15 protein-coding genes are annotated in these 11788 nt (G+C 34.8%); 1 reads left to right on the top strand and 14 read right to left on the bottom strand.

From position 1 onward, the window contains the following. Positions 1-8: 8 nt before the first annotated feature. The 14 genes from raiA to NTY12_02230 all read right to left on the bottom strand — a co-directional run bounded on the left by raiA (position 9) and on the right by NTY12_02230 (position 11234). Positions 9-332, bottom strand: a complete 324-nt coding sequence (gene raiA, locus NTY12_02295) for a ribosome-associated translation inhibitor RaiA (protein MCX6792830.1) — start codon at positions 330-332, stop codon at positions 9-11. Between the two features lies 1 nt (position 333). Next, the gene (gene rseP, locus NTY12_02290; protein ID MCX6792829.1) at positions 334-1467 is read right to left on the bottom strand and encodes an RIP metalloprotease RseP; all 1134 of its coding nucleotides are present in this window, start codon (positions 1465-1467) and stop codon (positions 334-336) included. Positions 1468-1589: 122 nt separating this feature from the next. Continuing rightward, entirely contained in the window at positions 1590-2144 is a 555-nt protein-coding gene (gene frr / locus NTY12_02285; GenBank protein ID MCX6792828.1) for a ribosome recycling factor, read from the bottom strand. Positions 2145-2153: 9 nt separating this feature from the next. Further along, a complete protein-coding gene (locus tag NTY12_02280) occupies positions 2154-3224 on the bottom strand; it encodes a hypothetical protein (protein ID MCX6792827.1) in 1071 nt (356 codons plus the stop codon). A 1-nt stretch (position 3225) separates the two neighbouring features. After that, positions 3226-4236, bottom strand: coding sequence for a hypothetical protein (locus NTY12_02275; GenBank protein ID MCX6792826.1), 1011 nt, complete (start codon positions 4234-4236; stop codon positions 3226-3228). A 54-nt stretch (positions 4237-4290) separates the two neighbouring features. Beyond that, positions 4291-4680: a GtrA family protein gene (locus tag NTY12_02270; GenBank protein MCX6792825.1), complete on the bottom strand. Its 390-nt coding sequence runs from the start codon at positions 4678-4680 to the stop codon at positions 4291-4293. A gap of 23 nt (positions 4681-4703) precedes the next feature. Beyond that, on the bottom strand, positions 4704-5681 hold the full coding sequence (locus NTY12_02265) for an AI-2E family transporter (protein ID MCX6792824.1): 978 nt from the start codon (positions 5679-5681) through the stop codon (positions 4704-4706). 112 nt (positions 5682-5793) lie between these two features. Next, positions 5794-6498, bottom strand: a complete 705-nt coding sequence (locus NTY12_02260; GenBank protein ID MCX6792823.1) for a glycerol-3-phosphate acyltransferase — start codon at positions 6496-6498, stop codon at positions 5794-5796. A gap of 67 nt (positions 6499-6565) precedes the next feature. Next, positions 6566-6916, bottom strand: coding sequence for a potassium channel family protein (locus NTY12_02255; GenBank protein MCX6792822.1), 351 nt, complete (start codon positions 6914-6916; stop codon positions 6566-6568). 78 nt (positions 6917-6994) lie between these two features. Next, positions 6995-7633, bottom strand: coding sequence for a ferric reductase-like transmembrane domain-containing protein (locus NTY12_02250; GenBank protein MCX6792821.1), 639 nt, complete (start codon positions 7631-7633; stop codon positions 6995-6997). A 3-nt stretch (positions 7634-7636) separates the two neighbouring features. After that, positions 7637-8569: an FAD:protein FMN transferase gene (locus NTY12_02245; GenBank protein MCX6792820.1), complete on the bottom strand. Its 933-nt coding sequence runs from the start codon at positions 8567-8569 to the stop codon at positions 7637-7639. 14 nt (positions 8570-8583) lie between these two features. After that, positions 8584-9837, bottom strand: a complete 1254-nt coding sequence (locus NTY12_02240; GenBank protein MCX6792819.1) for an FAD-binding oxidoreductase — start codon at positions 9835-9837, stop codon at positions 8584-8586. Between the two features lie 166 nt (positions 9838-10003). Beyond that, entirely contained in the window at positions 10004-10501 is a 498-nt protein-coding gene (locus NTY12_02235; protein MCX6792818.1) for a GreA/GreB family elongation factor, read from the bottom strand. Positions 10502-10586: 85 nt separating this feature from the next. Continuing rightward, a complete protein-coding gene (locus tag NTY12_02230) occupies positions 10587-11234 on the bottom strand; it encodes a hypothetical protein (GenBank protein ID MCX6792817.1) in 648 nt (215 codons plus the stop codon). Positions 11235-11362: 128 nt separating this feature from the next. On the opposite strand from NTY12_02230, the gene NTY12_02225 reads away from it, so the two are divergent. Beyond that, positions 11363-11788, top strand: coding sequence for a MarR family winged helix-turn-helix transcriptional regulator (locus tag NTY12_02225; GenBank protein MCX6792816.1), 426 nt, complete (start codon positions 11363-11365; stop codon positions 11786-11788).

The following is an 11788-nucleotide window of genomic DNA, read 5'->3' as shown; positions in this document are numbered from 1 at the left end:
TTAAATCACTAAACACTTCGACGCGTAGAGATCATTTTTTCCTTATGTTTAGTAATAACATCAATCAAATGGTCTTTAACTTTATCAATCGCTTTATACAAATCAGCTTCTAACTTCTCAACGCGTAATAAATCTTTAGCAACTTCCAAGTTAACTTCGGCGCGAAAAATATCTCCCTTATGGTGATGCTTAGTCGTTAGTTCAACTTCAAAGTCACAATTTATAACTTGAATATTACCAAGAAATTTTTCTACAGCTGCCATTTTCTCGTCAATGTAATCATGAATCGCAGGTGTAAGTTTAAGGTTGTTGGCGCGGATATTTACTTTCATATTAGAATAATTTAATAATATCTTTGTAAGTTACTAAAATAATCAAGGCAATCAAAAGGAAAAAACCGAGGTTATGAATAATTGCTTCAGTTTTTTGCTTCACTGGTGAGCCTTTAATTTTTTCAATAATAAGAAATAGTACGCGACCTCCATCTAATGCTGGAAAAGGAACAAAGTTTATCACTGCTAGGTTCAATGACAACAAAGCAGCAAACTGAGCTAAGTAAGCAAAACCAAGCTGTGCCATTTGTCCAGTTAAAGTTGCAATTCCAATTGGACCGGTTACCTGAGCCGCTACACTTTTTCCAGAAAATAACTGCGCAATCAAAGAAGCAAGTCCGACAATAATTGCCCAAAGTAACAAACCAGTTAATTTTACACCTTCAATAATTGCGATATACCAAGGATAACGAACCACACCAGTTTCAGCAATCGAGATTCCAATACCAGCCTTTTTAGTCTCACTCAAGATTTGTGGGGTTATTGTTTTATTAATTTTTTCATTGCCACGCTGAATAACATAATCTAATGGCTTACCAGCTTTATCAGCAACAAAAGCCTGAACTTCACTGTAGCTAGAAAATGTCTGACTATTAATTGAGACAATTGCGTCCCCCGCCCTTAAGCTAGCTTGCTCGGCCGGTGATTTTGCCACAACTTGCATAATCTGAATTTGACGATCACGAATAATTGCTCCTTTAGGTAAAGCTCCTTCATCAAGCGCTTGAGGCAAACCAAAACTGAGGCAGATAGTAATAATAACAGCTGCTAAAACAATGTTCATAAATACACCAGCTGATAAAATCACAGCTCGCTTCCAGATTGCTTTATTACCAAAGCTACTTGAATCAGTTTTATCTTCACCGTTTTCGCCTTTAATTTTTACAAAACCACCAATCGGAATTAAGTTAAAAGAATAAACTGTATTTTTCGCATCAGTTACTTCTTTATTACCCCAAAAGAAAACACCTTTGCCTTCCATATTTCTATACCAGCCAAACAAGCGTGGCGGAAAACCTAGTCCAAATTCTTCAGCACCAACGCCAAAACGACGGGCAGTAAAAAAATGCCCCCATTCGTGAGCTAAGACTAGAATACTTAATAAGACTAGGAAAATAATTATTGTTAATATCATAGTTTACATTAATTTTATAGTTTTTAATTTTGTAATTTTATAATTAATGTTTAAATTTTGAATTTTTTAATTTGAACATTAAAAATTAATTAAAAACTAAAAATTATAAAATTATAAAATTTCTAAACTGTCATTATTTCTTTCTCTTTGTGATCTCGAGCGGTCTTTAATTCTTCATTATAAGCCACAACAGCTTCGTCTAATTCTTTAACAAAACGAAACTTATCATCTTCAGAAACTTCTTTAGCCTCTAAGCCGGCTTCAATTTCTTGTTTTACTTCATCGCGCAATTGTCGAATAACAATTCGCGCTTCTTCCATTTTAGAATTTAATTTCTTTACTAGCTCACGACGATTTTCTTCGGTTAAAGCAGGAATACTTAGGCGAACTTTGTCACCTTCATTAACAACTCCAACACCCAAATCGGCGGCGACTAAAGCCTTTTCAATATCTTTCAAAACTGTTTTATCCCAAGGTGTAATAACAATACTACGTCCATCACTAACAGAAATATTACCGACGCCGTTTAAAGGCATAGTAGAACCATAAGCTTCAACATGAATATTATCTAACATGTTTGGATTAGCTCGGCCAGTACGCAAAGTCGCAGCTTCACGATCAAAGAATTCAATCGCTTGCTTAAATTTTGCCTTAGAATTATCAAGAAAAATACTCATATAAATAGATTAATTATTAAGTTGCTGAACACCAAGATACATTGTATTGATATTTTTTGGATCAGCCATTAACATCCAGCCAGCTCTGGTGGAAGGCAATTTTTTTGTTGTCCAATTTTCGCCTCCATCAGCTGTGCCATAAAATGTTGTATTAGTAACGTAGAAAATTTCTTTAGTATTTTGCTCGCTGACAATGACGGAATTAATAACAGCTTCTTTTTCAGGTGTGATTAATTTTATCGCAGTCCAATCGTCGCCGTAATTAATTGATTTTAATAAACCATAATTGGTTGCAAAAATTACTAAACCAGGCTGAGCTTTGGAAACATACAAATCTCTGAAACGACCACTATCAGGAAAGTCTTTTAAAGACTCACTCAAGCTCTTCCAAGTTATACCCTTGTCATCAGAACGAAACAAACCTTTTCTTTCGGCAGCAACCAAAATTACGCGACTATCAGCCGGTGATATAATTACTTTTTTAACTTTGTCTTCAAAGCGATTTAAAGTACGCCAGCTTTTACCACTATCTGACGAAGCAATAATCTCGCCGCGACTAGTCGCAATGTAAACAATCTTACTGTCATAGTGATCAATGGCAATATTGGCAACGGAAACCGTTAAATCATTGTCATAATATATTTGCTGCCAAGTACGACTACAATCAACGCTCTTCATGACCTTATTTTCAATTGCGGCGTAGATCGCGCATTTATTTTGCGGATCAACGGCCAAGGCCTTAATTGTGAATTTACCCAAAGTACTGACTGGGAACCAACTGTCAGCGCCGTTATAGCTATAAAGCAAACCATTATCTACTGTGCCGTAGTAAATCGCGTTTTGATCACTTGGATCAAGTGCTAAAACGCTAGTATCCAAACTATTGATTACAATTGGAGTACCGGAAGTTGTTGGAATAAGCGCTTTTTGCTGCCAGGTTTCGCCTTTGGTTGTTGTTTTGAACACAGCTCCATCAGGACCTTTAGCTTTATTACCAAAACCAAGATCAAGGGTACAGCCCGATAAAGTAGCCAGACCCAAAGTAACAATGAACAAAGAAATATATTTAGAATATTTCATATTAAGCATATAAGTTGATAATAATATTTTCTAAAATAATATTAGGATTAACATTAGCTCCTAAATAAGATTTAGCTTTTTTTAATTTTTCTTCTAAAGCCCTAGCCTCAGCTAGCCCAAGTGAATTGGCGCATTGACGAATCTCTTGTTCTAAGAATGCATAGCGCACTAATTCTGGTTGATTCAATAAAGTCATTATAATATCTCGCGTTATGCCACGCCAAGTAGCAATAACTTTTTCAGCCACTTCAACAGCCGCTGTCCCCTTTTGACCGGCTAACAATTTTCCAACCTCTTGCCATTTTTCATAAAGCCGGGTCTTAAATGAACCAATAAAAATTCTAGCTGGACTTAAATATGATTCAAGAAGTTCTTTATCACGTGCTAAAGCCAAAGCTAAACCTGGACGGCCATCTGATAAACGAGCAATATTTTTCGCAAAAGGTCTATCTAAACCGTGTTCATTAATTAACCATTCATAAAGCTCATCATTGGCCACTGGATGAAAAGTAATTTTTTGTGAACGAGATATAACAGTTGCAGGAAGTCGATCGGCTTGTTCAGTTATTAAAAAAATGATTACTTTATCGCGTGCTTCTTCTAAAGATTTTAACAAGGCGTTAGCTGCTTCAATCGAAAGTAAATCTGCTTCATGAATAATTCCAACACGATATGAATCTGTAAAAGCACTCAGGGCTAAACGAGAACTAAATTCTCGAGCTTGATCAACCCCGATTTCTCTTTTATCTTCAGCACGACGCAAACGAAAAACATCTGGCCACATATCAATTGTGCCAGCTTGTGTTTTATCATCAGAACCAAGTAAGCGACGGATAAAATATTCTACTGAAGATGTACGGCCAACTCTATTCGGTCCAGTAAAAAGATAAGTTCCACCGATTGATCCTGGTGTCAGACGCTCAAAAGCCAATAAGGATTCTAAGAAATCAATGGCTTCGCTGTTGCCAATAATAGGCCAATCTGCTCTTGTCATATCAGAACAGTATATCATAGAAAAATGTCAAAAGCCAGCCTAAAAAACCTTAATTTAAGGAATAAAACAAAACTATTTTTGCTTAAATGTAACTTTTTCGTTTATAAAAAAACCAAGGAAACCAACTACTAAGCCTGAGAAAAATTGGGCCAGTAAATAAGGTATATGAAGTCTCTCCACCATAAATATTAAAGCTGCGGTATTAAACAGTAGCATGCTAATACCGAGGACAGAGGCATATATTAAAAATTGGCGTCCGACTTTTTTAAAATCATAGTCTTCGAAAGCCCAAATCTTTCGAATAAAAAAGCTGGAAATAAAACCAAAGGCATAGGCCACTAAAGATGAATAAACATACCAGATTCCAAGTTGGTCAGTTAAAATATATAAAATTACCAGCTCAATTAGAGTGGCAATGGCTCCGCCAATAGCATATTTTACAAACAATAAAAACTTATTCATGCGAATAATTATGAGATTTAAAACTAGGCTTTTTTAGAATCTTGGAAATAATGAATAATAGTTGGAAGACTTGCAGCTATCGGCAAAGCCAAGAAGGCACCCGGTACACCAAATAAACTACCACCAATTATAACTGACACCATACTTAAAAATGGAATTAATTTTAATGATTTATGATAAACACGAGGAATAATTATATCATTTTCAACCTGTTGATAGATTACAAACAAAATAATAGTTAAAACTCCAGCTAAAGGCGAAACTGAAAAAGCTAAAATAACCGCTGGTGTAGCGCCTAAGGTAGCGCCGACTAAGGGTAATAAATCAGCTAAACCGGCGAAAACGGCAAGCGCAGCAGCGCCAGGCACATGCAATAAAGATAAGCCAATAAAAATAAGTGTCGCGCAAATACAAGAAATAAAGATATTACTACGAATATATTGACCACTAATAGTAGCCAGTTCTTCAAATGCCTGATCAGTTTTTTTGCGTCTTTCTTTTGGTATAAACAAAGAAAACAAATTATAAATTTTATCCGAATCAATTAAAAGATAATAAGTTAGGAACATTAGAATGATTAATTGAACAATAAAACTTGTAAAAGCGGCCGTGGAATCAATTGCGTATTGACCAATCTGTTGCGTGTAATAAGTAATATCAATGTTATGATAAATTTTTGGCAAAAGTGGATAGCTACGAATTACGCCCGTAATAGCATTGGCGATATTATCAACTTGACCAATAAAAGTTGGTACCATAACAACAAGAGTAAAAATAACTGGTATAACCAACATAACCATAACTAAGGCGGCTGAAATTTTTAAAGAAAAATGTTTAGTAAACCAATTAACTAAAGGTTTTAAGGTTGCCGCCAAAACCATGGCGGTTATAACTAAAATAATAATCATTGATAATTTCCAAACTAAAAACAGACCAATGGCGGCTAATAGAAGTAAGCCGACTATCTTGGTCGCGGAATTATTAACGTTTTTATTAAGCATATTTTGTTTCTAAATTTGTTAAGCTAATTATAGCATAATCTAGTAAATTCTTAAATAAAAAAACAGCCCGCTAGCATAATGATAATTACTTAATATCATTACACTAACGAGCTTATTTAACTTTAAAGCTATTTTCCTCACCATTCAGTAAGCGCTTAATATTACTGCGGTGAGTGATAAAGATAAACACGACCAGCAACATCGCAAAAATAGTTTTAGGCCAATCTTCAGCGCCAAACACCGGCATGCCATAGATTGCTAAATAGATTAGATAACCCGCTAAAAGAGCTAATGAAGCTGAAATTGAGGCCAAGGAAACTATCCCCTTCCACCACAACATAATTAGCCAAACTAAAAATGCAAAAATTAACGGCAGCGGCATTAAACCAGCAAAGACGCCTGTAGCAGCGGCCACAGCTTTCCCGCCTTTAAAATTTCTAAACCAGACAGGAAAAGTATTACCTAAGATACAAACAATACCTGAGCTAATCTGACAAATACTTGAGTTAATACCACTACTAAAGGCCGGGGCTATTACTAGAACTAAAACAAAAGCTTTAGCAATATCAATTACTCCAACAGTTGAACCAGCAAATCTGCCTAGCACACGCCAAACATTGGTTGCGCCAGGATTCTTTGATCCATGATGCCTGATGTCATGACCATTCTTGAATTTAATAAAAAAATTCTTAAGTGGCCCGTAATTTTTTGCCTTATCTTTGTCGCGTAACCTTCCAGTACTAAGCTTAGTAAAAATCCAACCAGTTGGAATGGAGCCGACTAAATAGCTTATTACTATTAAAAGAACTAAATTCAATATTCCTCCTTTTTAATGAATTTTAACGATTAACAGCACACTAACATTATTCGCTATTTCTGTCAAATTACGCTTTAGAGTTTTTAACATTATTTCTAGGATGCATAGCTTGATTGGCATGACCAACTGCATTAATGAAAGATAAGATAACACCGATACCAACAAATATATAAAAAATAGTAAAAGTTTTCCCAAAATCAGTTTTCGGCGCGAAATCACCTAAGCCCACAGTGGTTAAAGTTGTGACGCTAAAATAAAGTGAATCAAGCCAGCGCCAGTTCTCAACTCGATGATAAACAAATGTGCCCAAGCTAAGAATGAAAATTGTTAAAGACAATAAAACTTGAAACTCATGATTACGAAAACCGCGTGATAATTTATGAAAATAATCTCTGATTTTAATACTCGTCTTTAACATAAAAATATTTTTAGAAAAATAAAAACCATTTCAAAAAAATGGTGCCGTGCTTAAAATTAAATTAAGCCTATTGAAAAATTAATTAAATTTTATTTTCGAACGATAATACAAAAAGCGGTAAGCTAATAACATTACAAAAATTATTCCCGTGGTCCAATAAACAAACTGCATAATTGCAGCTGAACTATCGGTTCCCATAAATAAACCATGAATTATACCAAGTCCGAACAAAGGATAAACCCAGTAATGAGTTGAACGCCAGAAACGCGGCATTCGTAACCTGAGGAAGATAGAAGTCAAAATAATTCCCAATAAAATATAGAAACCTAAAATACCTAAACTTAAATAAAGTGGTCGATAGCTAGAAGAGAAAGGGATTAGCACATCAGCCAAACTAAGTTTAATAAATTTATCAAACAATAAAGAACCAGCATGCAAAAAAATCATCAATGTCATAGCTAGACTCAAATATTTATGAATTACCCAAGCTCTAACCGGATTAATTAGACCATAAATAAAACTGGTCGTCATACCAGTACCTAAAAAAACAACAAAAAACATTAAAACAAAAGACGTCAAAGCCGAAGCTCTAGTAATGTACCAGGGTAAACTTATCATTTGATCAGCTGGCATCAAACTAAGCAAAACAAAAACTAACACCGCTAAAAAAATAATCGATGACAAAAACAATATTAGTGACTTGGAAAAATTTTTCATGATTTATAAATACTTTTTGGCCTCGCTAGAAAAAACTATAGCACCGTTCTTAAGGAAAATCAAAGCCGCAGTATTCGCTTGTTTGCTAATAAATTCCAAACCAGCTGTTTCACCTAATATCAAAACTATCTTAGCTAAGATATCAGCCTTAGTTGCACTATCAGCCAGCGCTGTTACTGCTAAAATATCATTCTCAACCGATATTCCGCTGCGCGGATCAATTATATGATTCCATGATTTATTGTCTTTAATCCCCTGTCTTTGCCAAACACCTGAAGTTGCCACGCCTAATTTTATGCCTTTGGTGTTTAAACTAAAAATTTCTTTATTCGGTTCATAAGGATTTTGCACACCAATTCTCCAGCCAACTTGATTATCTTGATTACCGGCCGCTAATAGATCACCACCAGCTGAAATCCAATAATTGGCTACATTCGAAAATATATCTTTGGCAATCAAATCAACAATATAACCTTTGCCAAAACCACCAAAATCAAGCCTCAAAGCAGCTGGTTTACTGACTTTATTGCCAGAAATAATTAATTGATCTAGCTTTGGTCTTTGTAAAAAATCTTGCTTAATTTTTTCTAAATCGATCTTTGAATCATTATTAGTTAACTCAGTAAAACTGCGATCATAGCCAAGTTTTTCTAAATTATCAATAATTGTTGGATCAAAAATACCCTGACTAAAGTCGTACCATTTCTTAGCCTCAACTAACATAACAAACATATCCTCACTAACTTCAATTTCTTTATCAGTTGATCGATTAAAATTATCTAGTTCATTACCTTTAATAAAACGACTAAAACTATTTTCAAAGATTTTAATTTTTTCTTCGGCCGTATCTAAAAGCACAGCTTGATCACTAGATAAAGCTGCACTTAATATTATTTCGGTTCCAAGCGCATTAAATTTTCTCCAAGTTATACTCATACAATCATTTAAACTTAATCATCAATTTCACCCGAATCATCGCCTCTATAACCACCGTTATTAATAACACCTTGATTAATCGGAACTGACGAAGCGGTTGTTGGAGCTGGTGCTACGGTTCTATTATTTGTAGTGGCTGTTGTTCTAGAACTTGGAGTAGTCTGAGTAGTGGTTTGTCTTTGAGTTTGAACTGGAATTGAACTTGAGGTTGTTGGCTGCGGCGTCGTTGACCAATTATCACTACTTGGCGTCGGATTATTTGTTCCGCCGTTGTTAATAGTAGGGCTACTATTAGTCGACGGATTTGATATTGGTACGCCAGAAACGCTAGTTACCGGACTTGGTACGGTTTGATTTTGTGAATTAACATTCGGATTTGTTGAATTAACAATTCCAGTTGGATTAAGTTTATCGCTGGCTGATTTTATTGTTTTTGATAAAGCACTCGCATTAACTATTGAATAAAAAATTAAAGCCACGGCCACAGCTGAAAAACCAGTCGCATATGATAAATTTTTAAATTCTGGCCATAACTTCTTATCATCCAACATTGAAAATGCCTCCATTTCAATTTGTGATTTATAAACACCAAGTGAAAGCAAATCATTTTTTATCGCATCCATAAAAGCAGCCGGTCCACAGAGAAAAAAAGTTTTATTAGAAAGGTCACCAACAAAGTCTTGGATGACCTGCCCATTAATTCTTGAATTAATTATCCCTGGAGTATTATCAGAAATTTTTTCTTCAGTTACGGACAACAAAGTTCTAAGATTTGGATTTTTCGTTTCTAGCTGTTTTATTTTATTTAAAAAACTTGCATTCTCAAGATTTCTTACGCTGTAAAGTAATGAGAGTTTATTATCCAAATTATTATCACTTGCATAGCTAATGGCGCTTAAAAAAGGTGTAATACCAATACCGCCAGCTAACATAACTAAATCTTTATGTTTTTTAGGATTAAAAACAAATTTTCCATAAGGCCCAGCCACTGAGACTGGATCGCCAACCTTAAGATTCAATAAACCTTTAGTAAAATTACCACCAAGTTTTATACCTAAGATAAGAGAATTATTCTGCGCCGGTGAGCTAGCAATAGAAAAAGCGTGGCGTTGTTCTAGTTTTCCATTATCATTAAAATAGGCAATCATAACATATTGCCCTGGTTTATAATTAAAAACCGGCTGGCCCTTAATATCGGCCAGCTCTAAAGCTACAACCTCGGAGTTGTGCTTACTTATGTTTTTAATTAGATATTTGTAATTACTCATGAAATTATTGCTAACATTAGGAACAATGTGCGAAAGATTTTTCTAAGCTGTTTAGGCCTATAATACTATTACGAGATTAAGCTATAAATTGTTGCATTTCTATCATTTTGACTAGATTATAACATAAAAACAGGACCAAAGCGATTGGCCCTGCTCTAAATAATGGCTATTCTATCTTAAGAATCTTACAAATCAAAAGCTTATTCTTTAATGGAATTTTAACAGTGTCGCCTACTTTTTTGTCCATTAAAGCGTCGCCAATTGGTGAGTTATGAGAAATAATATTTTGCGCTAAATTAACTTCCGAAGATCCTAAAATTAACCAAGTCTTAACTTTACCTTCCATTTCAACTGTGACTTTTGAACCTAGTTTCACGCAAGAGTTTTGCATATTTGGTTTTATTAAGATGGCTTGTTTAAGATGCTCTTCAATTTCTATGATCGCTTGATTAACGCCGCGCAATTTACCTTTGGCAATTTGATAAGATGCGTTTTCAGAAAAATCTCCATTCTCGGCATGAGTTGAGACTTCTTTCATTAGCTTAAAACGAGTAACTTTTTTAAGTCGCTCTAATTTTTCTTTAAGTTCATTGATCTTATCTTCTGTAAGATATGGATCTTCTTTAGGCTTTCTATAGTCGCCTCTTCTTCTTGGTACTTGCATATATATTATAATAGCACAGATAAACTTTATGCATTAAATAAAACAACCGACTTGCGCCGGTTGTTATATTTTTAAATCACAAAAATTATTTCTTTTTCTTAGCTACAATTTTCTTAGGAGCTGCTACTTTTTTCTTAGCAACAACTTTTTTACCTACCGAAGCTTTAGCGGAGGCAGGCTTTGCAACAATTTTTTTATCTAACTTCGCGACAGCTTTTACTTCTTTAACAACTTTTTCAGCCTTGAAATTAGGATCTAAAATTTTCAAAAGACTATCTAGCTTAGAGCTAAGCATTTCAAATTGCTTTGTATAATCAACTGAAGAGCCGCCTGATCGGCCAGCACCTTTGTCGCCCTTAACAAAACAATCATTACAAAAGACTGGTTTATCTCCACTTGGCTTAAATGGGACTTCACATTCTTTATGACACTTATCACAATTAACTTTAAACATCTGTTTATCAGCAAAACTAGGACGAGAATCTCTGCGATCAAAACGACCACTATTGCTGTTGCTGCCACCTTCTTTTTTACCAAAACAGTTACTGCAAAAAACAGGTTTATTGCCAGTTGGTTTAAAAGGGACACTGCATTCTTTGCCGCATTCAGCACAAATAGCCTGGTGCATAGCTGGTCTTTCTGACCTATCGCCACCTCTAAAACCACCGCGATCATTATCAAACCTCTTGTTGCCACCAAAACCACCTCCGCCTCCGCGATTAAAATTACCCATATTTATGTATATTAGTTCTTATTTAATTAATTACATCCTAACACGTTGCCTGTATTTAAGCTAGTTTGACGCAAAAAGTCAAATACGATATACTTGATATATCAAGTATTAATCAAATAAATCAAAATATGATAAAACTCAACTCTTCAATCAAGTTTTGCCTTGATATGGCAAAATTTCAAACCCAATTAAACAGACGCTTGGATGCTTGTTTGGGCGGTATTGGTTTTAGTGAATTCATTATTCTCTATCACTTAGATCAAGCCAGCGAAAATAAGATGCGCCGGATTGATTTAGCTGATAAAATAGGATTAACGGCTTCTGGTATCACTCGCCTACTCTTACCTATGGAAAAGATTGGCTTAATAAGTAAAGAAGCTAATGAGCATGATGCTCGTGTCAGCTTTGTGGTTCTAGCACCAGGTGGTAAAACAAAACTCAGCGAAGGTCTTGAACGTATGGAAATATTTTGCGAAGAACTAATTCCAGAAAATAAAACTAAAAAGATTGAAGACTTTTCAGAACTATTAACTAGTCTAAGTAAGAACATCTAA

The organism is Candidatus Falkowbacteria bacterium (genome assembly GCA_026396835.1).
Taxonomy (GTDB): domain Bacteria; phylum Patescibacteriota; class Patescibacteriia; order Patescibacteriales; family Patescibacteriaceae; genus Patescibacterium.
The sequence above is the reverse complement of the archived record's forward strand: the minus strand, read 5'-3'. Positions and strand labels throughout refer to the sequence as shown.